The following is a 24,200-nucleotide window of genomic DNA, read 5'->3' as shown; positions in this document are numbered from 1 at the left end:
GAAGACCGTAACCGGTCTTTGCCGAGTGACCGCCGAGTGGTCGTCACAGCCCTCAGTTGGTGAGGCCGATCTGACGCATCTTGACGTAGACGACCTCGTCGGGCTCGCCGGTCTCAGGCAGGCCGAACAGCGCCTGGAATTCCTTGATCGCCGCCCTGGTGCGCGCCCCGACCACGCCATCCAATTGCATATCGTCATTGCCGAACGCCTTCAGTCCGGCCTGGATCTTGACGATGCGGGGGTCAGGCGCTTGCGCTGCCGCATTTGCCGGTGCGGACGCCGGAATGGCGGCTGGAACAGCGGTCGTTTCAACCGGCCGCGGCACGGGGTGCGGCACCACGGCTGCGGTCGTCGGCGTGGCGCCCAATTGATCCAGCAAAACGCTGTCGATCTCGCCAGAGGCATTCAATCCAACCTTCTGCTGATAGGCTTGGATGGCCTTGCGCGTGTTCGGTCCGGGAATGCCGTCGACCGTGCCGGAATAGAAATCGAGATCCTTCAATATGCCCTGGACCTGCTCGACGACCGGGTCGCTCTTGATCGGCGCAGCGGCCGGACGCACGATATTGATGGTGGTTTCGGGCTCGTCGCTGTCCGCCCGAGGAAAACCCTCGATGCTCCTGGTGGCGAAAAACGCGCCGGCATGCGGAAAGGGCTGGTACCAAAGGGCGTTCGCCGAAACGTAGAACAGCGTCACCAGGAATGCGGTGGAGCTTCCGATCACAACAGGATTGCGCGAGATCAGGCTGCCCAGAGCCATCGCTCCGTGCTCGAAGGCATTGCCGCGGCGCTTGGCCGCGTTAGGCTGTTTTGCGGAGCGACCCATTGCTCTCCCCTTTGCCACCGTCCGCTCTGGCTTTGGCGACTGACATCGGCACCACGCCGGTCTTCTCCGCCGAGTGGCCCGTCGGGCCGTTCACGGGAAGGCTGATCGTCACCGTGGTGCCCTCGCCCGGCATGCTTTCGATCGACATGGTGCCGTCATGCAGTGCCACCAGCCCTTTCACCAGCGAAAGCCCAAGCCCGGTACCTTCGAAGCGGCGGGTATAGTCGTTGTGGATCTGCATGAACGGCTTGCCGAGATTGGCGAAATCTTCCTCGGCGATGCCGATGCCGGTGTCCCGGACCCAGAAATGCAGCCGCGAGCCGATCCGCTTGGCGCCGATGACGACATTGCCGCCTTTGGGCGTGAACTTGATCGCGTTGGAGACGAGATTGATCAGGATCTGCTGCACGGCACGGCGATCGGCGTTTATTTCGCCTGCGTCCGGCGCGATCTGGGCCTGCAGATCGATGGTCTTTGCCTCGGCTTGCAGGCGCATCATCGACTGGCACATCTCGACCGCTTCGCGGAAGCGGAACGGTTCCGGCTCAGTGGCATAGGCACCCGATTCGATCCGCGATACGTCGAGTATCGAGGTGACGACGGCAAGCAGGTGCTGGCCCGAATCCCTGACAAGCCCGACATATTCCTTCTGGCGTGGATCCTTGAAGGTGCCGAACATCTCGTGCAGCAGCATGTCGGAAAAACCGATGATGGCATTGAGCGGGGTGCGCAGCTCGTGGCTGACGACGGCAAGGAAGCGTCCTTTCGCCACCTCGGCCGAGGCAGCCGCCTCGTTGGCGGCGGCAAGCTCCTGGCGCAGTCCGGCCAGCTCATCGTTCTCGCGCAGAACGAGCGTGAAGACAGTCTCCTGCCCCAGCGCGCGCATCATCTCGAGTGAAAACGGCCGGTAATTGTCGGCCGTCACGCCGCTGTTTTGCGGCAGCCGGACGCGAAGGTCGAGCCGGCGCGACAGGGCGCCATCGCGCATATCGGCCAGCGCACTGAGGTAGGGGACGCGGTCGGACAGATGGATGCGATCGAAAAGCCCGGTGCCGAAAAGCAGTTCCGGCGCCAGCCCAAGGATCGTGCGCGCCTTCGCCGAGGCGTCCAGAACCTCGCCATGCGCCGCGATTTGCAGCACGACGGCGTCGATCAGGTCTTCGAGCCGGTCGCTACCGGCCGGATCGAGCTGTGCGTTGGCGGCGCCACGAAGTGGAGCGACACGCGGAACAAGCGTGAGCGCCCAGGCCAGGGGAACCAGCCAATGCCATGCGGCGATTTCGGTCTGGCCGAGCGGCAAGACGGAAACGGCGAAAGATTGCAGCAGGACAGCGACAAGGGCCGATATGGCGCCCCAGATCACGGCACGGCGCGACTGGCCGATCCACCAGGCTTCAAACGGCAGCGCCACCGCAAGCAAGGCAACCGGCGAGGCCAGGCCGCCGGCGGCAGCGATAAGGGCACCTAGGGCAACACCGCCCACGACCAAAGCGAGTTGGCCGGCCAGGCTCATCTTGCCCGATGCAGCCACCAGCAGAGCGGCGAACCAGCAAAGGCCAAACGCCGCAAAGATCGCAGCCACAGTCACGGCCGCGCCCATACCCGACGTGACCAGCGTCACAGCTGCACCTGCGCTGAAGAAAGGAGCCGCCAGCATGACGCCAATGAACCGGCTGTGGCGGCGGCGATCGCTCTGGCCGAGGACGAACGGATGAACCATCCGTTCGCAACCGGCGGCTATCGCGCCCGGCAACTCGGCGTATCTGGCCTTGATCGCACTCAACTCAACGCACCCGGTCGTGAACGGCCCTGCTTTGCAGGCGGCTTTTGTCGATCCGAAACTCGCATCCAGCGTTTAAGGAATGGATAAGGCTGGGTCGATCGTCCCCCGGCCGGCTGCAAATATCGGGATACCGGCGGGGAAAAACCGGGGCAATTGCCGCCATAGTAAACGGAGCGTTATCCGGACCGCCCGCGCCTGGACTTGCGGCCGAGGGCATCAAAATGTCGCCGATTCAAAAAATGAGCAGGAAAAACAAAGGGTTGGATGGTTACCATTTACTGAATAAAATCTGAGCCGTTCGAGGCAAATGAATTTCAAAACGCTTCGTTTCGAATCTGCCTAAAATTTGAGGAAAACTGTTGCTTTCTGGACAAGCCGTCCTTTGCGCGTCTGTGCCAATATCGCGTTACAAGTGTTGTGCGGTTCGGATGCATGACCGTCATAAAGGACAGACAGATGGGCTTTCTGATAAGAGCGGCTTTCTGGTTTTCGCTGGTGCTTCTGGCGCTGCCGCTGGGTGTCGGCTCCGATGATGCGGGCCGCGAAAGCGTCGGCCCGCTCCAGGCGCTGTTTGCAGCGCGCGAAGCCGTCGGCGACATCGCCGGCATCTGCGAGCGCAAGCCGGACGTCTGCGAGACCGGCAAATCGGCAATGCACACCATCACCGCCCGGGCAAAGGAGACCGCCAAGATCGCGGCCGCCATGCTGGACGACAAGGCCGCTGAACCCGATACGGCGACAACCACCGGCAGCGTGCCCGAGGAAATCGTCTTGCCGGCGAAAGTCGACTTGCCGGCGAAAGTCCACTTGCCGGCAACAAACTGAGACTGTTTCGGCCGAATTCATCGCTAAACCGCAAGGCTCCCCGCTCTCGGCGCCTGCGGCGTCTCTCCTCTTTTTCCGTGACGCGGCAGCGCCGGATGACTATATCCGGGGGAATGACCACGACGATCCAGACCATCCGCGACGACTTTGCTCTGCTCGACGAGTGGGAAGACCGCTATCGCTATGTGATTGAACTGGGTGAAGCGCTGCCGCCGTTTCCCGACGAGCAACGCATACAAGCCAATAAGGTGCCCGGCTGCGTCAGCCAGGTCTGGTTGACCACCGAGCAAGGCGAGGGTGCCAACCCCGTTATCACCTTCAAGGGCGATTCCGACGCCCATATCGTGCGCGGCCTGGTCGCCATCATGCTGGCGCTGTTTTCGGGACGGCCCGCCAGCGAAATCCAGAGGACCGACGCAGAAGCCACATTGAAGGCGCTCGGACTTGACGAGCACCTGTCGCCGCAGCGCGCCAATGGTCTTCGCTCGATGGTCAAGCGTATCAAGCGTGATGCCGAGGTAGCCCTGAAGCAGACCGCCTGACCGGACGGCATTGCCGGCAGTATGGCGGGTTCGTATATCAGCCGACCATCGACCTATAATGCAAACTATCGACCTACAATGCAAAACGGCGCCCGCAGGCGCCGCTTGGATCGTCAAACCGGAAAAGAGCCGCTTGTCAGCGTCCCTTGCGCTTGCGGCCGAGACCCATCTTCTTGGCCAGCTGCGAACGGGCGGCCGCATAGTTGGGCGCAACCATCGGATAGCTCGGATCCAGGTTCCACTTTTCACGATACTGATCGGGCGTCAGATCATAGTGGGTCATCAAGTGACGCTTGAGCGACTTGAACTTCTTGCCGTCTTCAAGACAGATGATGTAGTCGTCATGCACCGAACGCTTCGGATTTACCGCCGGCTTCTGCTTGTCGGCAGGCGGCTGCTCGGTGGCCCCGCCCACGCGCCCGAGAGCAGCGTGGACATCGGCAATGAGGTTCGGCAGTTCGCCGACCGGCACGGGATTATTGCTGACATACGCAGCCACCACATCGGCGGTCAGCTCGATCAGCGCATCGCTGTTTCTGGAAGGTGTTTCGATAATATCCATGGTGTTCAGGTCCCAACGAGAATTGTTTCTGTCTACGCCCTATTTTGGCAGGCGGGGCATCGCGCGCGAACTTGTGCAGGAAAAAGCCTCCGCGATTCGCGTCGCGGCATCTTAATGAGCCGACGCGCCAAGTAAGTCAATTCGCTTCTTGGGCTCTATTCAGCGATACAAGTCAAATATTCCTCATTCAGCTTCACTCTTTCGTGCAGAGCGTAACTTCGCCGTTCTTTCCTGGTCAGACCAGCATCGACTGACGCGGCGTCAGGCCGCCATTACACAAGCGGCATCGGGCAAATAGAGCTCGATGCTTGCTATGCTGACGGCATTACAGGGTGGGTGATTGGCGGATTCAGCAAAATCGCAGGTTGCGAAGCGCTGCTATTGCTCGTGAACCGGAAGCCGGAGCGGCGCGTTCCTATCCCTGAAACGGGACGATGTATTTTCCATAGACCCAACCGGTGACGAAATGGCCGTTCTGTGCGGGATCGTGCCAGAGTTCGCACCAGCGATTGCGGATCTTCTGTTTCTCGTTCCAGTGCGGCTGATTGGCAATGTCGAGCAGGTTTATCCCGCCGGTGGATTTGCCGGTCATCTGCAGAACCGTCCCGTTGGGATAGGCGGCCTGCTTCTGCGAAGTTCCTGAAGGATATTTGCGCACATTGAGCGTGTCGCCGAACGGCACATTGGCCACTTGCCAAGCAGCGAAGGCAGTTGCATGAGATTGACCGGCATGGGCCAGGGTCATCGAAGCGACGGCGAGGGCGCGGCAGTCCGAAAAAAAATATTCATTGTCCTTTCCTCCGGCCCATCTTCTCGAGCCACAATGACAATAGATCGTAGCCCTTGAACCCGCGCTGATCGGCGTGTTCATTCGCCATTCAAGTAACTTCCACAGCGAGACGCAATGACCAGACCCCCAGTGTTTCCGACCGCCACCCCACCGCAGCCGGAGAAGCGGCCGATCTTCGACACGCATCACGGCATGACGCGGACGGACGACTATGCCTGGCTGAGGGCCGCGAATTGGCAGGAGATGTTCCGCGATTCGTCCCTGCTGGACGGCCAAATCCGCGCCCATCTCGAAGCCGAAAACGCCTATCAGGCGATGCTGATGGCCGATACGGTCCAGTTGCAGAAGCAGCTTTTCACTGAGATGAAGGGACGTATCAAGGAAGACGATTCTTCCGTGCCGATGAAGGACGGGCCCCATGCCTACGGCTCCTCCTTCAAGCTTGGCGGCCAGCAGCCGCGTTATTTCCGTACCTCGCGCGATGGTGGCGATAAGCAGATCTTGCTCGACGGCGATGCCGAGGCCGAGGGCAAGGCCTATTTCCGGCTGGGCGGCGTTGATCATTCGGGCGACCACCGCAAGCTTCTCTGGGCCTTCGACGACAAGGGTTCCGAGTTCTACACGCTTCGCATCCGCGATCTCGCCGGCGGCAACGATCTGGCGGACAGGATCCCGGACACCGGTGGTGGCGGGGTGTGGGATGCCGGCAATGACGGTTTTTTCTATTCCCGCCTCGATCCCAACCACCGTCCTTCCAAAGTGCTGTTCCATGCGCTTGGCGACAGTCCTGAAAACGACCGGCTGATCTACGAGGAAACCGATCCCGGCTTCTTCATGGATGTCGGCGGCACGCGCTCCAACGAGTGGATCATGATCGGCATCAACGACCATGAGACCTCGGAATACCGCATCATGAGCGCCACCGATCCGTTCGCAGAGCCGAAGCTGGTTGCGGCGCGCGAGACCGGCTTGCAGTACGACATCGAGGAAGGCGGCGACATCTTTTTCATCCTCACCAATGCCGATGGCGCCAAGGACTTCAAGATCATGACGGCGCCGTCCCACGATCCGGTGCGCGCCAACTGGCAGGAGCTGGTGCCGCAGGAAGCGGGCCGGCTGATCCTTTCGGTAATCGGCTTCAAGGACCACATGGTCAGGCTCGAGCGCAAGGAAGGCCTGCCGCGCATCGTCGTGCGCGACCGCAAGAGCGGCGAGGAGCACCTGATCTCCTTCGACGAGGAAGCCTTCTCGCTCGGCCTGTCGGGATCCTACGAATACGACACCGAGATCATGCGCTTTTCCTATTCGTCGATGACGACCCCGGCGCAGGTCTTCGATTACAACATGCGCACCCGCGAGCGGGTGCTGCTCAAGACGCAGGAAGTGCCCTCCGGCCACGACCCGGAGCACTACGTCACGCGCCGGCTGATGGCGCCTGCCGCCGACGGCGAACTGGTGCCGATCTCGCTCCTCCACCACCGCGACACGCCGCTCGACGGATCGGCGCCTTGCCTGCTTTACGGCTACGGATCTTACGGCATAGCCGTGCCGGCGGCGTTCAACACCAATCTGTTTTCGCTGGTCGACCGCGGCCTTGTCTATGCGATTGCCCATGTCCGCGGCGGCAAGGACAAGGGCTATGGCTGGTACGACGACGGCAAGCGGGCGAACAAGATGAACACGTTCACCGATTTTATCGCGGTCGCCCAGCACCTCGTCGCCGAACGCTATACGCAGCATGACCGCATCGTTGCGCAAGGCGGTTCGGCCGGCGGCATGCTGATGGGCGCGGTCGCCAACATGGCGCCGCAATGCTTCGGCGGCATCGTCGCCGAGGTTCCCTTCGTCGACGTGCTCACCACCATGCTCGACGCCAGCTTGCCGCTGACGCCGCCGGAATGGCCGGAATGGGGCAACCCGATCGCTTCGGCGGAGGATTACCGGACCATCGCCGCCTACTCGCCCTACGACAATGTCGCCGCACTCGACTATCCGCCGATCCTGGCGCTGGCCGGCCTGACCGACCCGCGCGTCACCTATTGGGAGCCGGCCAAATGGGTGGTGCGGTTGCGCGACCGCAAGACAGGTGAGAATCCGGTGCTGTTCAAGATCAACCTGGATTCAGGCCATGCCGGTGCTTCCGGCCGGTTTTCAAGACTGGAGGAAATCGCCTTCACCTACGCCTTCGCGCTCAAGGTGACGGGCAAGGCCGAGCCTGCGGCGTGAACACCGGCGGATGAGCGGTCATTGCCTTCCGTTCCGCGACGTGGCTTTCATTAGCGGTGAGAGTTGCGGAGAAGCCTACCAATGATCGATCTCGCCACGTTGATAGCTTATGTCGCGGTTGTGCTTGGCTTTGTCTTCATCCCGGGTCCCGCCACTCTTCTGACGGTGGCGCGGGCAACCAGTTCCGGAACCAGGGTGGGCATTGCGACCGGCGCCGGGATCGCGGCCGGCGATGTGGTGCACACCTTCATGGCGATAGTCGGCATTTCGGCGATCATTGCCACGTCGGCGGCGCTTTTCAGCATCGTGAAGTACATCGGCGCGGCCTACCTCGTTTATCTCGGCATTCACGCGATCATCGAGAAAACGCCGGCCTATCCGGCCGCCGGCGCACTTGCGATCCCCGCTGCCAAGGCATTTCGGCAGGCTATTTTGACCGAGGTGCTCAACCCCAAGACCGCGCTTTTCTTCCTCGCATTTCTTCCTCAGTTCGTGCGGCCTGAAAACGGATCGGTGATGCTTCAACTGGCGATATTGGGCATCATCTTTGTTCTACTGGGCCTCGTCAGCACGGTGGTTTTCGCCGTGGGTGCGGGCGGCCTCGGTGCATTCCTGCGCCGAAACCCGACGGTGCTGAGATGGCAAGGCAAGGCTGTCGGCGGTATCTATTGCGCCTTAGGCATCCGGCTGGCGCTGCAACAGCGCTAGGGTCTCGACAGGCGACGAGCCGTACGAGGCTTCGGATAATGGGCAGGCACAGCTGATTTTCCGCTCGCAATTGCAAAGGCCGCGCGCTACCCAGTGCGCGGCCTTTTCACAGCCGCCGCCAACCCCCAATCACCAAGGGATTTGCCATGTTGCTCGTCGATGTCTATCTCGACAAATCGCCCATCCAGGGCATCGGCGTCTTTGCCAAGAACCACATTGCCCGCGGCACGCTAGTCTGGAAGCTCGATCCCAAATACGACCGGCGCATCGAAGTGGAGAACTACGAGCAGGAAACCGGGCCGGTCAGAACCTATCTCGACCGCTACGCCTACCCGGACCGGCGCGACCCGAACTACATCGTCTTCGAAGCCGACGATGCGCGCTATATGAACCATGACGACGACCCGAATTGCGACGTCTCGTTGCCGGAGGAGACCTATGCCTTGCGCGACATTGCGCCAGGCGAGGAAATGACCTGCGACTACAATCACTTCTTCGAAACCGGCTTCGACTTTCTCGGCGACCGCTGACCCAACAGCCGTCAGCTCGCCGGCTTCTTGCGCGCCGGATAGCCGTTGGGATGCGGCGGCACGGCCTTCAAATAGGCGGCGATCGCCGCTCGGTCCTCTGGCGTAAGCGCGGCCATATTCCTTTGCACGTCGACCATCGCGCCGCCGACGGAATCGAAATCCGGCGTGAAGCCGGTTTCGAGATAATTGGCGATGTCGGCCTCCGACCAGTCCGCGATGCCGCCCTCGCCCGACGTGATGTTCGGCACGATGCCGCTGCCTTCGGCGGCGGCGGCGCCTGCCAGCCACTGGCTCTTCTTGGTGCCGCCGGTAAAGTCTCTCGGCGTGTGGCATTCGCCGCAATGACCGGGGCCTTCGACCAGATAGCGGCCTGCCAGCACCGGATCGGGCGTGCCGTCGGGAAAGGAAACGACCGGCTGCTCGCTCAAATAGAGTAATTTCCACAGACCGAGGCCACGTCGGACATTGAATGGAAACCCCAGCGAATTGGCGGGCGCCTTGCCGGCGACCGCAGGCAAGGTCTTCAGGAACGCATAGAGATCGGCAATGTCGGCCGGCTTCATGCGCGCGTAGGAAGTATACGGAAATGCCGGATAGAGATGCTCGCCCGACGGCGACACGCCCTTCAGCATGGCGTTGGCAAGGTCGTCGACCGACCAGGCGCCGATGCCGTCCTTGGCGTCCTGCGAGATGTTCGGCGGCACGAAGGTGCCGAACGGCGTCTTGAGCTCGAGGCCGCCGACCAGCTGAAGGCGGGCGTCGCCTTGCGTTCCGGGCTTGGCATGACAGGATGTGCAGCCGCCGGCGTAGAAGATGCGCTTGCCCTTGCCGGCGTCGCCGGGGCCAAGCTGCGCCAGCGTGGCAGCATCGAGCCTGGCCGGAGCCAACAGGAACCAGCCCGCAATCGCGGCGACGCCGCCCAGGCCGCGGGCGGCGCCGACGAGTTTCTTCAGCAAGGGCATCGCCCGCGATCAGCCTTTTTTCACCCTGTAGCCCTTGTGGCAGGTGCCGCAGTCGCCGCCAATTGTGTTGAATTGTGCCTTCAACGCATCGGCATCCGCAGGCGCCGCAGCGACCGCTGCCTTGACGTCGGAGAGGTACTTGCCCTCGGCCGTCTTGAAGCCGGCCATGTCTTGCCAGATTTTGGGGGAAGCCGTAGTGTCGCCGGTGTCGCTGCCCGCCGGGAAAAGCGTGTCGACGCCGGCATGAAATTTCTCGGCATTGGCCTGCAGCGCCTGCAACGCCGTCAGCACGGAAGCGGCGTCGTAAGGCGTCTCGCCCTTGACCACTTTCGACAATCCGGCGGCGATCTTGCCACGTTCCTTCATCAGGGCCTGCCGGTCAGCGACCGGTTCGGCAAACGCCGCCGAACCGGCGAAGGCGAGCATCGAGATGGCGAGGATAAGCTTTCTCATTCGCTTGGCTCCATATTGAAGGCAATTCTGGACGGTCCCACCCCGATGATAACGGCAAGGATGGCTTAAAAATTCCGACGCTTCGCCTCACGCTGCGTGAATTTTTGCAACTGTCGTTCTGTGCTGAAAAAGAAAAGCCCCGGTTCTGCCGGGGCTTTTCTGGAACGGATCAGGCCTTTTCGTAGAGTTCGAGCACGTAGTCCCAGTTGATGAGACTGTCGACAAAGGCTTCGAGATATTTCGGCCGGGCGTTGCGATAGTCGATGTAATAGGAGTGTTCCCAGACATCGACGCCGAGGATCGGCGACGCGCCATGGACGAGCGGGTTTTCGCCATTCGGCGTCTTCGAGATCGCCAGCTTGCCGTCCTTGACCGAGACCCAGGCCCAGCCCGAACCGAACTGGGTGGTTCCGGCGGCGATGAAGTCGGCCTTGAACTTGTCGTAGCCGCCAAGATCGCTGTCGACCGCCTTTTGCAAGGCGCCGGGCAGCTTGTTGCCGCCGCCGCCCTTCTTCATCCATTTCCAGAAATGGATGTGATTGTAGTGCTGGGCGGCATTGTTGAAGAGCCCCGCATTCTTGCCGAAGGACTGTTTGACGGCGTCTTCGACCGACAAATCGCCCATGCCCGCTTCGGCAGCCAGCTTGTTGCCGTTGTCGACATAGGCCTTGTGGTGCTTGTCGTGATGATACTCCAGCGTTTCCTTGGACATATAAGGCTGCAAGGCCTCGTAGTCATAGGGCAAGGCGGGCAATTCAAAAGCCATCGGTCGTACTCCCTCGTGGAAAAATCCGGTGTCGATACCGGACTAACATAGGACTGGATTGGTCTGGAACAACTCCGGAAACGAAGCGCCGGTGCGCTTTTTAGCGGGTCACTTGGCCGAAGTCGAATGCGCCCATTCCCAATAGAGTTCGCGCGCCTTCTTGGCCACCGGTCCGGGCTGCAGATTGCGGCCCTCGATGCGGGTGACCGGCACGACTTTCGAATGGTTTCCGGTCGAGAAGATTTCGTCCGCCTCCAGGAAATCGCGGATCGACAGCGTCTTTTCCGTCGTCGTGAACCCGTATTCGCCAAGCAGGGCCATGGTGCGCGCGCGGGTGATGCCGGACAGGAAGGTACCGTTCGGCGCGGGCGTCAGGACATGGCCGTCCTTGACCAGGAAAATATTCGAGGTTCCGGTCTCGGCGACATTGCCCAGCATGTCGAGCACGAGCGCATTGTCGAAGCCGCGCATCTTGGCTTCAAGGATGGCACGGCCGTTGTTGGGATAAAGGCAGCCGGCCTTGGCGTTGGTCGGCATGGTTTCGATGGTCGGGCGCCGGAACGGCGACACCGTCACCGAAAAACCCGCCGGCGAGATCATCGGCGATTCGTAGAGGCAAAGGCAGAAACGCGTCGAGGCCGGGTCGGCCGGCACGCCCATATAGCCACCATGCTCGGCCCAATACATCGGCCTTATGTAGACCGCCGTCTTGCCGTCGAACTTCTTCAGCCCGTCCCAGGTCAGGCCGACGATCTTGTCGGTGCTCATCGTCGGCTTCAGACCAAGCGCGATCGCCGAGGCGTTCACCCTTGCTACATGGCGGTCGAGATCGGGGGCGACGCCCTCGAACCAGCGGGCGCCGTCGAACACGCTGGTGCCGAGCCACATGGCGTGGCTGCGCGGCCCGAGGATGGCGACGTTGCCCTCATACCAGTCGCCGTCGACGAAGGTCCATGTCGCGGATTGCGCCGCAGTCGCCAGTGTCATTGCCAGGTTCCGTTCGATGCTTCTTACGGCGCATTGGAAGATGCTTGGCGGCTGCCGTCAACCGGCATGGCCGAGATTTGTTGAGGCCAGCGGGATGGCGAATTGCAATCAGCGCTTGCGCCTTGCCTTGCGCAGCCGCAAAACTGTTGCATGCACCATGCGGCTTACGTTTTCGACGCCTACGGCACGCTGTTCGACGTGCATGCGGCCGTGCGCCGTCACGCCGACCAGATCGGACCGGACGGCCAGCTGCTGTCCGAGATCTGGCGCGCCAAGCAGCTGGAATATTCCTGGGTGCGCACGCTGATGGGGGCCTATGCCGATTTCTGGCAGCTCACCGAGCAGGCTCTCGATTTCGCCCTGCGCAAGGTTCCATCCGCAGATGCCGGGCTGAAGGCGAAGCTGCTCGAGGCCTATTGGCGGCTGGACTGCTATCCGGAGGTACCGGCCGTGCTCAAGGCGCTCAAGGCATCGGGAGCAAGGCTGGCGATCCTGTCCAATGGTTCGCCTGAAATGCTGGAAGCGGCCGTCAAGTCCGCGGCGCTCGACCAGGTCCTGGACGACGTCTATTCCGTCGACAGCGTCAGGCGCTTCAAGACCGACCCGTCGGTCTACGACATGGTCACCACGGGCTGGCGTCTCTATCCGGGGGCGGTCTCCTTCCAGTCCTCCAACCGCTGGGATGTCGCCGGCGCCACCAAATTCGGCTTCAGGACGGTGTGGATCAACCGCACGAACCAGCCTGAGGAATACCGGGATTTTCCACCGGCCCTGATCTTGCCGTCTCTCGATGGTCTGATCTCCGGGGTTTGACGGCCGGACATGTTGCCTCGGCGCAACAGTGACGATCCAGCCACAGCTTTGCCTTTGTTTGTCCACCCTGCGGCCAGAATTGCAACCGCCTATCGCGCCGGGCATTGCTCGGGTAACCGCGCAACCGGGCGCATTCATGCTTTGTTGCGATTTGAGACTTAAAAAAGGCAATCATGTTCACACCCCCATCGTCCTCTCTGCGCCTTAGCCGTCGCGGTTTCCTCAACGCAGCAGCGCTTGGCGCCGCCTCGGTCGCGGTCTCCAGTTGCACCACGCTGTCGCAACAGCCGGTCGAGCCACCGCCGCCGACCTATGTCGAGCCGCCGCTCAGCGAGTATGTGACGATGTATGGGCCGATGTCCGATGGCGGCTTCGAGCTGCCGGCCATACCGGTCGACAAGATCGACCCGCAGTTCCTGCGCCAGATCGTGGACGATCCGACCGGGCAGCAGCCGGGCACCATCGTCGTCGACACCACCAATCACTTCCTCTACCTGGTGCGCCCGGGCGGCCAGGCGATCCGCTATGGTGTCGGCCTCGGCCGCGCCGGCTTCGAATGGTCGGGCGATGCCGTGGTCCAATGGAAGCAGAAATGGCCGAAATGGACGCCGCCGGACGAAATGGTCACCCGGCAGCCCGAACTAAAACCGTACAGCGCCGATAATGGCGGCATGCCCGGCGGACTCAAGAACCCGCTCGGCGCGCGGGCGCTCTATCTCTTCCAGGGCAACCAGGACACGCTCTACCGCTTGCACGGTTCGCCGGAATGGCGGTCGATCGGCAAGTCGGTGTCGTCGGGCTGCGTGCGCCTGATGAACCAAGACATTATCGATCTCTACGATCGTGTGCCGAACAAGACCCCGGTCGTGGTGACGGCCGATATCGGCCAGCCGATGGTGGCGACAGCAAACCGCAAAGCCATTCCGATCGACGCTGGCGTGCCGGAAGGATCGATCCTGCTCGGCCCGATAAAAGCGGTAACGAACTCGATCTTCTGAGCTGGTCGAAAGCACTGGGGCGGGATCTTCCTCGCTCCCGCTGGTTTTGCTGCGCGTCGGCGTGCCCGTACCGGTGCCCGCCTTCAGGTCCGATGCTTACGCCGAGCAGCGGATTTTGCCGCGCTGTGTGCAGACGCCACCAGTGACAGCTCATGTCACCGAAGCGGAAGTTTTCTCGCGGGACAGCGCATCGGGCGTAAAATCTTTCCCTTAGGTATTAACGGCACGCGGGATTAACATGCTCACCGGGAGGTGGGCGATGACAAACGTCTCGATCCGCCGGGCGGACTTCATGATGGTCCTCGCCTATGCGTCGGACCTTGCCACAGGCCATTCTCGCGACTTCGCGCTGAAATCCTGCGTGCTTGCGATGCGGATCGCCGATCTTGCGGGAGTTTCCGAGCAGGATCGGCGCAACGCCTACCACCAGTCGATGCTCCGCTATGTCGGCTGCAACGCCGACACGGATCTCATGGCGGCCGCCTTCGGCGACGAAATCGCGCTCCGCCAGGATCTCGTCGGTCTCGACATGGGCAACCGTGCGGAACTGGGCAGAGTCTTCGTACAGGCTTTCAAGCGGTTCTACTACGATCTCGAGCCCGCCGCGCAGGCAAAGGCGATCGAGGCCGGGCTATCGCAGGCGGTCGCGGTGAGCCGCCCTGTCCTGACCGCGCATTGCGAGGTCGCGCAGCGGATCGGCGAGCGGCTGGGCCTGTCCGAGGAGATGCGGCGCAATCTTGGACAGATATACGAACGCTGGGACGGCAAGGGTCTGCCGCGTGGGCTGAGCGGCGCAGATGTCCTGCCGGCCGTGCGCCTGATCACGTTGGCGCAGGACGCCATTGCGCTCAGCGATGCCGTCGGTATCGAAGGAATGGCCGAAATCATCGCCAGCCGCGCCGACGGCCCATACGAAGCGGATCTGGCACGGCTCGTCTCGGCCAACGCGTCGGCGCTGATGGAAGGCATCGGCGCGACGGTCGACCGCGAGACGATCCTCGCGCTCGAGCCCGATCCGCCGGTGACGCTGGACGAGGCAGCCTGCGACGAGGCGTTCCTCGCCATCGCCGATATGATCGACATGCGCATGCCACTTACCTACGGCCATTCACGGATGGTGGCGGAACTGGCTGAGGGAGCGGGTGGACAGATGAAGCTGCCCGCCGCCGACCTCCGTGCGCTGCGCTGGTCGGGTTGCATCCACGACATTGGCGAGCTCGTGGTGCCGGTGGCGACCTGGATGCGCAATGGTCCGCTGTCGGTCCGTGAGCGCGACGCAGCCCAGCTGCACGCCTATTACGGCGAGCGGGCCCTGGTCTCGTTCGGCCGCGAGGGCGAGGCGATGGCCGCGCTCGTCCTGCGCCATCACGAACGCCTGGACGGCTCTGGCTATCATCGCAAGGTCGGCGGCTCCGACCTGTCCCCGGCGGCGAGGATTCTGGCCGCTGCCGAAGCATTCCAGACGTCCCGAGAGGAACGTCCTCACCGCAGGGCACTGTCCAGCGAGGCGGCGGCAACCCAGTTGCGCGCCGCCGTTCGTGAGGGCTGTATCTGCCCCGACGCCGCCGAGGCCGTGCTGTCGTTCGCCGGGCAGCCGTCGCGCCGCGCGCCGCACCGGCCGCTGGCCGGAATGACGCCGCGTGAGATCGAGGTGTTGCGCCTGATCGCCGCCGGCCTTACGGCGAAGGAAGCGGCGCGGAAGCTGGATATCTCGCCCAAGACCGCGGACCATCATATCCAGAGCGTCTATTCCAAGATTGGTGTGACCACCCGCGCCGCCGCGGCACTCTATGCGGTCGAGCATGGCCTTGTCCGGCCGGGCGAGACACAGGCATAGGGAATCCTCCCCATGTGCGCCTGCTCCGAGGCGCGCATCGTGATCCTGTCGACGGACCAATGGTGGCCGCGACCGACAGGAGGAAAATCAGATGCTTCTCGCAACGACCAAGGTGGCGGATGTCGACCGCTTCATCCGTATCTTTTCGACCAAGGGCGCCGACAAGCGCCGGCTGCACGGTTCGAACGGCGCAACCGTGTTCCGCGACCCCAGCGAGCCCGACCGCGTGTGGGCGATCTTCGACTGGGACGCCGAGGGCTGGAAGAACTTCGTGTCGGACCCCGAAGTGCCGGCGATCCTGCAGGAAGCCGGCCACGTCGGCAAGCCGCAGGCGGCGATGCTGCTCGGCCACTATGAGGCCTGACGTGCACTTCGCGCCGCCTGCCACCGGCGGCGCCGCGCCCCACGAAACCCCAAGATCGGAGAAATGAGATGGACAAGAAACCCATCAAGATCGGCCTTGTCGCCGAACTCACCGGCCCGTTGTCCTTCATGGGCATCGCCAACGCAAACCTCACGACCATGCTCGTCGACGACATCAACACCGAGGGCGGCCTCCTGGGCCGACCGGTGAAGGTCGTCATCGAGGACGGCGAGACCACCGACAGCGTCGCCAAGGCGAAGACTGCGAAACTGATAGACGTCGACAAAGTCGATCTGGTCGTCGGCGGCATCTACAGCTCGACCCGCCAAGCCATCAAGAGCGAGGCGGTCGCACGCGGCAGGAGGCTCTACATCTACACCGAGCAGTACGAGGGACAGGAAAACGATCCCCTGATCTTCTGCACGGGTCCAGTGCCCGCGCAGCAGGTCGAGCCGCTGATCCCTTGGTTCATGAAGAGCACCGGGGCGAAGAAGTTCTACCTGCCTTCTGCCGACTACATCTGGCCTCATTTGCTGAACAAGGCGGCGAGCCGGGTGGTGCGCGCCAACGGCGGCAAGATCGTCGGCGAGGAGTATTTCCCGCTCGATACCATCGACTTCCGGCGGACGGTTGAGCAGATCATGGCGAGCGGCGCCGAGGTGGTATTCAACACCCTCGTTCCGCCGGGCTTGACGCCGTTCCTCGACGAGTTGCACAAGGCCGGCTTCGGCAAGCGGGGCGGCAAGATCATCTGCACCTACTTCGATGAGAACTTCTTCAATCTCGTGCCGTCCGAGCAGATCGAGGGCCTCTACAGCTGCCTCGACTATTATCAGGAACTCGAGGATCCGTTTGGCCGCGCGCTCTTGCGCCGCTACCAGGACCGATTTCCCGGCAGCGCGATGTTGACCGCGGGCAGCGGGTGCACCGGCCACTACCGGGCGATCAAAATGTGGGAAGCGGCGGTGAACGAAGCCGGCACGGTCGAGCGCGACGCGGTCATCCGGGCGCTCGATCACGCCCGGATCAGCGAGGGACCGGGTGGCCCAGCCGAAATGGTCCCCGGCCAGCACCATGTTCGCATGAGCATGTACATCGCGCAGGCACAGGGCGGTCGATTCAGGGTCGTGAAGAACTTGGGTCCGATCGATCCCAACGAACGCGTGCTTACCGACGAACTCAGCGGCGCGGACTGAGCCGGCGGCGTCGATCGATGTTCTTGCAAGTGGCCGGGGCGAGCAGATGCTTGCCCCCGCCAAGCAAAACCGAGGCGATAGCGCTGTTCCAGTCACACACAAGGGGACTGGCAAGACCAGGAGGCGCTATCTGCGGCGCCGGACTCGAAGTCGCCGACGGGCAAATATCTCGAGCCTGTTCAATGTCCGTTCTTGGGCAGCATTGCCGCCGTCCGTTGCCCTCCAAATTTGGCTGCCGGCGCTTGATGCCTAAGACAGAATTTGCCAACGCCGACGCCGGCCCTTGGGTCCGACGCTGTTTACCGCCCTCTGGACAAGCTCCCCAGAATCCCGCGGACGATCGCTCGTCCGACCGACGAGCCGACCGAGCGCACGACGGATTTGATTGCCGCCTCCGCCACCGTCTGGCGGTTGGACTGCCGCGGCGCGCGGCGGCCGCCGGCTGGCTGGGAATCGTCATTGCCGAAGCCGGGAATGGTCCAGCGCGAGCGGCCGCTGTCCTGTTGCTGCGCCTGCGCCTCCTGGGCGTCCTTGGCCTTTTTCTGCAGGATCTCGAAAGCCGATTCGCGGTCTATGGTCTGGTCGTACTGTCCGGCAACCGGGCTTTCGGCGATCAGCTTGCGGCGCTCGTCGGGCGTGATCGGGCCAAGCCGCGACGATGGCGGGCGGATCAGCGTCCGCTGCACCATGGACGGCACGCCCTTGGCTTCCAGCGTCGAGACCAGCGCCTCGCCGGTGCCGAGCTGGGTGATCACGGTTGCGCAGTCGAAGTCGGGATTGGGCCTGAAGGTCTCGGCGGCTGTCCTTACTGCCTTCTGTTCGCGCGGCGTATAGGCGCGAAGTGCGTGCTGCACCCGGTTGCCGAGCTGGGCCAGAACCGTTTCAGGGATATCCAGCGGATTTTGCGTGACGAAATAGACGCCGACGCCCTTCGAACGGATCAGCCGGACCACCTGCTCGACGCGGTCGATCAGCACCTTCGGCGCGTCGTCGAACAGAAGGTGCGTCTCGTCGAAGAAAAAGACAAGCTTCGGCTTGTCCGGGTCGCCGACCTCGGGCAGTTCCTCGAACAGCTCCGACATCAGCCACAGAAGGAACGTCGCATAAAGCCGGGGATTCATCATCAACTTGTCGGCGGCGAGCACGCTGATGGCGCCGCGTCCGTCGCGCGTGGTGCGCATGATGTCGGCGATCCGCAACGCCGGCTCGCCGAAGAAATTGGTCGCTCCCTGTTGCTCCAGAACCAGCAGCGTGCGCTGGATCGCACCGACCGAAGGCTTCGTCACATTGCCGTAGCGAGCGCCGATCTCTTCGGCGCGATCGGCGATGTTGGCGAGCAGTGACTGCAGGTCCTTCATGTCGAGAAGCAAAAGGCCTTCATCGTCGGCGATGCGGAAGGCGATGTTCATGATGCCTTCCTGCGCCTCGGAGAGGTTCATCAGCCGCGACAGAAGCAGCGGCCCCATCTCCGAGATGGTGGCGCGGATCGGGTGGCCCTGCTCGCCGAAGAGATCCCAGAAGATGACCGGGAATTCCTGGAATTCGTAAGGATCGAGCTTGACCTGCTCGGCCCGCTTGACCAGAAAATCCTGCGCCGTGCCCATCATGGCGATGCCCGACAGGTCGCCCTTGATGTCGGCGCAGAACACCGGCACGCCGGCGTTGGAAAAACCCTCGGCCAATATCTGCAGGGTCACCGTCTTGCCGGTGCCGGTCGCGCCGGTGATCAGGCCGTGACGATTTCCATATTGCAGCAAAAGCTGTTCGGGCCGCTGATAGCTGTCGTCCGGCTTGCGGCTGGCTCCTATGAAGATACTGGTGTCGTCAGCCATGTGTCCGGTCTCCGCAAACCTATAGGGTTGAAAGCCCTGATCCCTTGAAGAAAAGGGAACCCTGCCGCAGGTATAGTGAGGCCGTTGCGGAGCGACAATGGGCATCGTCGAAAATGGCTTTTGGAGCTTGCGGAAGCTGCCCATATTTGGCAATCGGTTGACGGTCACCGTCACGGAAGGCGTGTTGCACGGGAAGTGTGCTGCATTGTGATATGGGACCGGGGACCGTAGACTGACATCATAGGCTGATGCGGCCGCTAGAACGAGGAGAACGGATGGGCGCCGGTGCCTTGACCCACGATGCCGAAATTCCGAACGCCGACCGGCAACGATGGCTGGCGCTGGCGGAGAAGGCGCTGGCCGGCGGCTCCTTCGAGGAAAAGCTCGTCTCGCATACGGACGACGCCATCCGCATCGAGCCGCTCTACGAGCCTTCGGTCACGGCGGAGCCCGTGGTGCGCGCCAACCCGAGATCACCGTGGATCGTCAGCCAGCGTGTCGACGATCCGGACATAGACCGCGCCAGGGCGCAGGCGCAGGAAGACGTCGCGCAGGGTGCTACCGGACTGTCGCTCGTCTTCGAAGGTGCGCCCAACGCGTTCGGCTATGGCTTGCCGAGAACGGCGGAGGCGCTGGAGACCGTGCTCGACGGCGTGCCGCTCAACCGCATCCAGATTCGCATCGACGCCCATCCCTGGAGCCGCGCCGTGGCCGATTGGCTGGTGGCGTTTTTGACCAAGCGCCGTTCCGACCCGGCAAAGCTCAACCTCTCCTTCGGCATCGATCCGGCGGCGATATTTGCCGGGACCGGCAGGCTGCGCATGTCGATCGAGGCTTTGCAGGCTTCGATGCCGCAGTCGCTCGCGCATTTCTTTTCGATGGGCGTGCCCGGCGTCCTGCTGGAAGCCGACGGGCGGGTGTTCCACAATGCCGGCGCAACCGAGGCGCAGGAGCTTGGCACCATGCTCGCCTCGGCGGTCTCCTATTTGAGGCTGTTCGAGAAGGCGCGCCAGCCGCTCGTCTATGCGGCGCCGCATATCGGTTTTGCGCTGAGCGTCGATCAGGACCAGTTCGTGTCGATGGCCAAGGTCAGGGCGTTGCGCGGACTGTGGGCGCGTGTCCAGGAGGCCTGTTCGATACCGCCCTCCACCGCCAGCATCCATGCCGAAACCTCCTTCCGGATGATGACGGCGGCCGACCCGGAAACCAACATTCTGCGTACCACCATCGCCGCTTTTGCCGCGGCAGCCGGCGGGGCGGATTCGATCGCCATCCTGCCGCACACCATCGCGCACGGTCTGCCGGCGGGTTTTGCCCGCCGCGTTGCCCGCAACGCACAACTGATCATGGCCAATGAAAGCCACATCGGCCACGTCGCCGATCCGGCTTGCGGTTCGGGCGCCGTCGAGGCGCTGACTTCGGAGCTCTGCGCGGCGGCCTGGCAAGAGTTCCAGCAGATCGAGGCGGAAGGCGGCGTGCTGTCCAGCCTCGAGCAGGGCCATATCCAGAAACGCGTCCAGGCAGCTTCCGCCCGCCGCAACACTGCCTACCAGGCGGGCGAGCGGGCGATCGTCGGCACGACGCTGCACCCGTCGAAAACCGAGCGTCCGGTCGAGACGCTGGCGGCGGAGCGGCGGCCAGCGTTCACCGAAGGCGTTGCGGTGTGCGAGCCGCTGTTTCCGATCCGCATCGATCAGGCGATCGGAGCCGCACCATGATCCCGGATTTCAGCCAGATCGGCTGGTCGCCCCCACGTCTGGCGCCGGTCGAGGTCAAAGGCCAGCGGATGACGCCGGAAGGCATCGCCGTCAAGCATCTATACAACCAGGGCGATCTCAAGGGATTGCCGCATCTCGACACGTATCCCGGCCTGCCGCCCTTCGTGCGTGGACCCTACCCGACGATGTATGTCCAGCAAGCCTGGACAATCCGGCAATATGCCGGCTTCTCGACGGCCGAGGAATCCAACGCCTTCTACCGGCGCAACCTTGCCGCCGGCCAGAAGGGTCTGTCGGTCGCCTTCGATCTCGCCACGCATCGTGGTTATGACAGCGATCATCCACGCGTCGCCGGCGATGTCGGCATGGCCGGCGTCGCCATCGATTCCATTCTCGACATGCGCCAGCTGTTCGACGGCATCCCGCTGGATGAGATGACGGTATCCATGACGATGAACGGCGCGGTGCTGCCGATCATGGCGCTCTATATCGTGGCGGCGGAGGAACAGGGCGTCGCGCAGAAGGATCTCACCGGGACCATTCAGAACGACATTCTGAAAGAGTTCATGGTGCGCAATACCTACATCTATCCGCCAAAACCTTCGATGCGGATCGTGTCGGACATTTTTTCCTATACGTCGAAGCATATGCCGAAGTTCAATTCGATCTCGATCTCCGGCTACCACATGCAGGAGGCAGGTGCGACGGCGGACCTCGAACTCGCCTACACGATCGCCGACGGTATCGAATATGCCCGCGCAGGCATCGCGGCCGGCCTCGACATCGACCGTTTCGCGCCGCGCCTTTCGTTCTTCTGGGCGATCGGCATGAACTTCTTCATGGAAGTCGGCAAGCTGAGAGCCGCGCGCCTTTTGTGGTCGAGCCTGATGCTGAAGAATTTTTCTCCGAAGGACGAGCGCTCGCTGTCGCTGCGCACCCATTGCCAGACTTCGGGCTGGTCGCTGACGGCGCAGGACCCCTACAACAACATCATGCGCACCATGCTCGAGGCGATGGCGGCGACGCAGGGCCACACGCAGTCGCTGCACACCAATTCCTTCGACGAGGCAATGGCGCTGCCGACCGACCATTCGGCCCGCATCGCCCGCAACACGCAGCTCATCCTGCAGAAAGAATCCGGTACGACGCGGATCATCGACCCGTGGGGCGGCTCTGCCTATCTCGAGCGGCTGACGCATGATCTGGCGGCGCGCGCGCTTGCCCATATCGAGGAGGTGGAGAGCCTCGGCGGCATGGCCGCGGCGATCGAAAAAGGCATACCGAAGCTGCGCATCGAAGAGGCTGCCGCCCGCACCCAGGCGCGGATCGATTCCGGCGAACAGATCGTGGTCGGCGTCAACGCCCACCAGCCGGGGACGGACATCGATGTCGACGTGCTGAAGATCGACAATGCCGAAGTCAGAGCGCGGCAATTGTCGAAGCTGCAACGGCTGAAAGGCACGCGTGACGTCGCCGCCGTCGAGAGCGCGCTCGATGCGCTGACCCGTGCTGCTGGGAGTAACAAAAACCTGCTGGAATTCGCCATCCGGGCCGCACGCGCCAATGCCACGGTCGGCGAGATTTCGCTGGCGCTGGAAAAGGTCTTCGGCCGCCATGTCGCCTCGGTGCAGACGATCTCCGGCGTCTATCGCAAGGCGCTCGGTGACAATCCGGTGGTCGACCGGCTGCAGGACAAGATCGTAGCGTTCGAGGAAAAGTCCGGCGGCAAGCCGCGCATTCTGGTCGCCAAGATGGGCCAGGACGGCCATGATCGCGGCCAGAAAGTGATCGCCACCGCCTTTGCCGACCTCGGCTTCGACGTTACCGTCGGGCCGATGTTCCAGACGCCGGACGAGATCGCCAAGCTCGCGGTCGAGCATGACGTGCACATCGTCGGCGCCTCGTCGCTGGCGGCCGGCCATTTGACGCTCATTCCCGAACTCAAGCATGCGCTGAAGAAGCTCGGCCGCGACGATATGCTGATCGTCGCCGGCGGCGTCATCCCACCACAGGACTATGATGCAGTCCGGCAGGCAGGCGCCACCGAAATCTTCCCGCCCGGCACGGTCATCCCGGAAGCGGCGGACCGGCTGATGGACCGCCTGCTGCAGGTCGGCTGACGCGGGTTATAATATCTGTTGCAACGGCAGTCGCGCTGAGTTATAATTAGCGTTGCAACAGGATGTCTCACCATGAACACGACCATTCGCAAGATCGGCAATTCCGAAGGCGTGATCCTGCCGAGGGAGCTTCTCGATCGTCTGAACCTGAAGGCCGGCGACCAGCTTCAAATCATTGAAACAGGTGACGGTCTTGCGCTGAAGCCGGTGGACGACAGCTTCGAGCGGCAAATGAAAGCTGCCCGCGAGGTCATGGACAAATACAAGGTCGCGCTTCAGAAGCTCGCCGAATGAGCTGTGAGTTTCTGACGCGGCGTGCAGTCGAAGCGATGCACGCCGAGCAGTTGCGCCGACACGGCGGAGCACAAGGCTTGAGGGATGAAAATGCCCTCGAATCGGGGCTCGCCCGCGCCGAGAACAAGGCCAACTACGGAGATCCGTCGATTGAAGATCTCGCTGCTGCCTACGTCTTCGGCATCGCCCGGAACCACGCCTTTGTCGACGGCAACAAGCGCACCGCCATTGTCGCGGCTGGCGCATTTCTGATCGTTAACGGTTATGCCCTGACGGCTGACAACGGCACGATCTACGAATTCGTCATGGGCGTTGCCGCCGGCGAGATCGATGAGGCTGGTGCCGCGACGTTCTTCCGCGACCATGTCGTCAAGATCGAGGCCTAACTGGCAGTCAGCTTGACGATTTCCCACTCCTTGCCGTTGACCACGGCAATTTCGCCGACCCTCTTGCCGTATAAGGCCAAGGCCATCGGCGAAACATGGGAAATTGTGCCCTTGGCCGGATCGGCCTCATCCTCGCCGACGATCTTCCAATGTACCTTTTTGCCGTCATCGCTTTCCAGCGTGACGCCCATGCCGAAGCGAATAAGGTCGCTACCCGGCTCCGGCACGGAAAGCTCGGCGCTTTCGCGTCGCGCGGTCCAATAGCGCAGGTCGCGCGAGATGAGCGCGATGCGCTCGCGGTCGGCCCTCTTCTCCGCTCTGCCCAGTTCATCGCGCAGGGCAGCCAGTTCGGCGTCGATCAGCGTCAGGCCGCGTTCCGTCACAAGATTGCGGTGCTGACTGATCGGCCGCTCGCCGATGCCGGCGATGGCGTTTTCGCTGTCTTCCTCGCGGGTGAAAGCCCTGCTCATCCGATGAACTTAGGCTCGGAATGGCAACTCCACAAGCCATTGCTGAAGAAGAGCCTAGTGGTGAAGATCTGAGCTCAACACCCGAGATTAGACAGCTGCTTGGGGTGGATTGTGTTGAAAAGTCCGGGTTGCAGCAGTCCTGAAGCACTGATTCAATCTTCGTCGTAAGAGGAGATTGAGTCGATGATGGGCGAGCAAAGTGTGATGCAGGA

At 62.5% G+C, this 24,200-nt stretch carries 24 protein-coding genes; 14 read left to right on the top strand and 10 right to left on the bottom strand.

The features are described 5' to 3' along the window. Window positions 1-52: 52 nt before the first annotated feature. Both NKJ08_RS17140 and NKJ08_RS17135 read right to left on the bottom strand, forming a co-directional pair. Window positions 53-826, bottom strand: coding sequence for a peptidoglycan-binding domain-containing protein (locus NKJ08_RS17140; RefSeq protein WP_352525651.1), 774 nt, complete (start codon window positions 824-826; stop codon window positions 53-55). Continuing rightward, a complete protein-coding gene (locus NKJ08_RS17135) occupies window positions 801-2,546 on the bottom strand; it encodes an ATP-binding protein (protein WP_352525691.1) in 1,746 nt (581 codons plus the stop codon). Before NKJ08_RS17135 ends, NKJ08_RS17140 begins: the two co-directional genes overlap by 26 nt. 519 nt (window positions 2,547-3,065) lie before the next feature. Here NKJ08_RS17135 and NKJ08_RS17130 point away from each other — a divergent pair. Next, a complete protein-coding gene (locus NKJ08_RS17130) occupies window positions 3,066-3,434 on the top strand; it encodes a DUF5330 domain-containing protein (protein ID WP_352525690.1) in 369 nt (122 codons plus the stop codon). Between the two features lie 113 nt (window positions 3,435-3,547). Continuing rightward, window positions 3,548-3,976: a SufE family protein gene (locus NKJ08_RS17125; RefSeq protein ID WP_352525689.1), complete on the top strand. Its 429-nt coding sequence runs from the start codon at window positions 3,548-3,550 to the stop codon at window positions 3,974-3,976. Between the two features lie 136 nt (window positions 3,977-4,112). On the opposite strand, the gene NKJ08_RS17120 is transcribed toward NKJ08_RS17125, so the two are convergent. Beyond that, entirely contained in the window at window positions 4,113-4,538 is a 426-nt protein-coding gene (locus NKJ08_RS17120; protein WP_352525650.1) for a Ros/MucR family transcriptional regulator, read from the bottom strand. Window positions 4,539-4,953: 415 nt separating this feature from the next. Further along, window positions 4,954-5,283, bottom strand: a complete 330-nt coding sequence (locus tag NKJ08_RS17115) for an SH3 domain-containing protein (protein WP_352525687.1) — start codon at window positions 5,281-5,283, stop codon at window positions 4,954-4,956. Between the two features lie 159 nt (window positions 5,284-5,442). Between NKJ08_RS17115 and NKJ08_RS17110 the strand changes: the two genes are divergently transcribed. The 3 genes from NKJ08_RS17110 to NKJ08_RS17100 all read left to right on the top strand — a co-directional run bounded on the left by NKJ08_RS17110 (window position 5,443) and on the right by NKJ08_RS17100 (window position 8,792). Continuing rightward, entirely contained in the window at window positions 5,443-7,554 is a 2,112-nt protein-coding gene (locus NKJ08_RS17110) for a S9 family peptidase (RefSeq protein ID WP_352782388.1), read from the top strand. Window positions 7,555-7,635: 81 nt separating this feature from the next. Then, on the top strand, window positions 7,636-8,262 hold the full coding sequence (locus NKJ08_RS17105; RefSeq protein WP_352782387.1) for a LysE family translocator: 627 nt from the start codon (window positions 7,636-7,638) through the stop codon (window positions 8,260-8,262). A 146-nt stretch (window positions 8,263-8,408) separates the two neighbouring features. Beyond that, window positions 8,409-8,792 (top strand): SET domain-containing protein, encoded by a 384-nt coding sequence (locus tag NKJ08_RS17100; protein WP_352782385.1) that lies wholly within the window; start codon window positions 8,409-8,411, stop codon window positions 8,790-8,792. 11 nt (window positions 8,793-8,803) lie between these two features. On the opposite strand, the gene NKJ08_RS17095 is transcribed toward NKJ08_RS17100, so the two are convergent. The 4 genes from NKJ08_RS17095 to NKJ08_RS17080 form a co-directional block, all read right to left on the bottom strand. After that, the gene (locus NKJ08_RS17095) at window positions 8,804-9,754 is read right to left on the bottom strand and encodes a cytochrome c (RefSeq protein ID WP_352782384.1); all 951 of its coding nucleotides are present in this window, start codon (window positions 9,752-9,754) and stop codon (window positions 8,804-8,806) included. 9 nt (window positions 9,755-9,763) lie between these two features. Then, window positions 9,764-10,207, bottom strand: a complete 444-nt coding sequence (locus NKJ08_RS17090; protein ID WP_352782382.1) for a c-type cytochrome — start codon at window positions 10,205-10,207, stop codon at window positions 9,764-9,766. Window positions 10,208-10,376: 169 nt separating this feature from the next. Beyond that, window positions 10,377-10,973 (bottom strand): superoxide dismutase, encoded by a 597-nt coding sequence (locus tag NKJ08_RS17085; RefSeq protein WP_352525640.1) that lies wholly within the window; start codon window positions 10,971-10,973, stop codon window positions 10,377-10,379. Between the two features lie 108 nt (window positions 10,974-11,081). Then, entirely contained in the window at window positions 11,082-11,960 is an 879-nt protein-coding gene (locus NKJ08_RS17080) for a branched-chain amino acid aminotransferase (protein WP_352525639.1), read from the bottom strand. Window positions 11,961-12,110: 150 nt separating this feature from the next. On the opposite strand from NKJ08_RS17080, the gene NKJ08_RS17075 reads away from it, so the two are divergent. The 5 genes from NKJ08_RS17075 (at window position 12,111) to NKJ08_RS17055 (ending at window position 17,168) form a co-directional block, all read left to right on the top strand. Next, a complete protein-coding gene (locus NKJ08_RS17075; protein WP_352525638.1) occupies window positions 12,111-12,773 on the top strand; it encodes a haloacid dehalogenase type II in 663 nt (220 codons plus the stop codon). A gap of 173 nt (window positions 12,774-12,946) precedes the next feature. Beyond that, window positions 12,947-13,771, top strand: coding sequence for a L,D-transpeptidase (locus tag NKJ08_RS17070; protein ID WP_352782380.1), 825 nt, complete (start codon window positions 12,947-12,949; stop codon window positions 13,769-13,771). A gap of 259 nt (window positions 13,772-14,030) precedes the next feature. Further along, complete coding sequence (locus tag NKJ08_RS17065; RefSeq protein ID WP_352525634.1) at window positions 14,031-15,608, top strand: HD domain-containing phosphohydrolase; 1,578 nt, start codon at window positions 14,031-14,033, stop codon at window positions 15,606-15,608. 91 nt (window positions 15,609-15,699) lie between these two features. After that, a complete protein-coding gene (locus NKJ08_RS17060) occupies window positions 15,700-15,972 on the top strand; it encodes a hypothetical protein (protein WP_120018142.1) in 273 nt (90 codons plus the stop codon). A 68-nt stretch (window positions 15,973-16,040) separates the two neighbouring features. Next, window positions 16,041-17,168 carry a substrate-binding protein gene (locus NKJ08_RS17055; protein WP_352525633.1) on the top strand — a complete coding sequence of 376 codons (1,128 nt, stop codon included), beginning with the start codon at window positions 16,041-16,043 and terminating at the stop codon, window positions 17,166-17,168. Between the two features lie 299 nt (window positions 17,169-17,467). Here NKJ08_RS17055 and NKJ08_RS17050 read toward each other — a convergent pair whose 3' ends face one another. After that, a complete protein-coding gene (locus tag NKJ08_RS17050; RefSeq protein ID WP_352525632.1) occupies window positions 17,468-19,000 on the bottom strand; it encodes a helicase HerA-like C-terminal domain-containing protein in 1,533 nt (510 codons plus the stop codon). A 275-nt stretch (window positions 19,001-19,275) separates the two neighbouring features. Between NKJ08_RS17050 and NKJ08_RS17045 the strand changes: the two genes are divergently transcribed. The 4 genes from NKJ08_RS17045 (at window position 19,276) to NKJ08_RS17030 (ending at window position 23,518) form a co-directional block, all read left to right on the top strand. Then, window positions 19,276-20,718: a methylmalonyl-CoA mutase subunit beta gene (locus NKJ08_RS17045; protein WP_352782378.1), complete on the top strand. Its 1,443-nt coding sequence runs from the start codon at window positions 19,276-19,278 to the stop codon at window positions 20,716-20,718. Further along, window positions 20,715-22,838 carry a methylmalonyl-CoA mutase gene (scpA, locus tag NKJ08_RS17040; RefSeq protein ID WP_352782376.1) on the top strand — a complete coding sequence of 708 codons (2,124 nt, stop codon included), beginning with the start codon at window positions 20,715-20,717 and terminating at the stop codon, window positions 22,836-22,838. Before NKJ08_RS17045 ends, scpA begins: the two co-directional genes overlap by 4 nt. 72 nt (window positions 22,839-22,910) lie before the next feature. Next, a complete protein-coding gene (locus NKJ08_RS17035; protein WP_352782374.1) occupies window positions 22,911-23,132 on the top strand; it encodes an AbrB/MazE/SpoVT family DNA-binding domain-containing protein in 222 nt (73 codons plus the stop codon). Next, on the top strand, window positions 23,129-23,518 hold the full coding sequence (locus NKJ08_RS17030) for a type II toxin-antitoxin system death-on-curing family toxin (RefSeq protein ID WP_352782372.1): 390 nt from the start codon (window positions 23,129-23,131) through the stop codon (window positions 23,516-23,518). The genes NKJ08_RS17035 and NKJ08_RS17030 overlap by 4 nt, the downstream gene beginning before the upstream one ends. Here the strand turns inward: NKJ08_RS17030 and NKJ08_RS17025 are convergent. Continuing rightward, complete coding sequence (locus NKJ08_RS17025; protein WP_352525626.1) at window positions 23,515-23,988, bottom strand: GreA/GreB family elongation factor; 474 nt, start codon at window positions 23,986-23,988, stop codon at window positions 23,515-23,517. The genes NKJ08_RS17030 and NKJ08_RS17025 overlap by 4 nt on opposite strands. Window positions 23,989-24,200 lie beyond the last annotated feature (212 nt).

It is taken from the genome of Mesorhizobium sp. M0244 (assembly GCF_040321795.1).
GTDB lineage: Bacteria > Pseudomonadota > Alphaproteobacteria > Rhizobiales > Rhizobiaceae > Mesorhizobium.
Note: the sequence above shows the minus strand (reverse complement) of the source record. Positions and strands in the feature narration are given on the sequence as shown.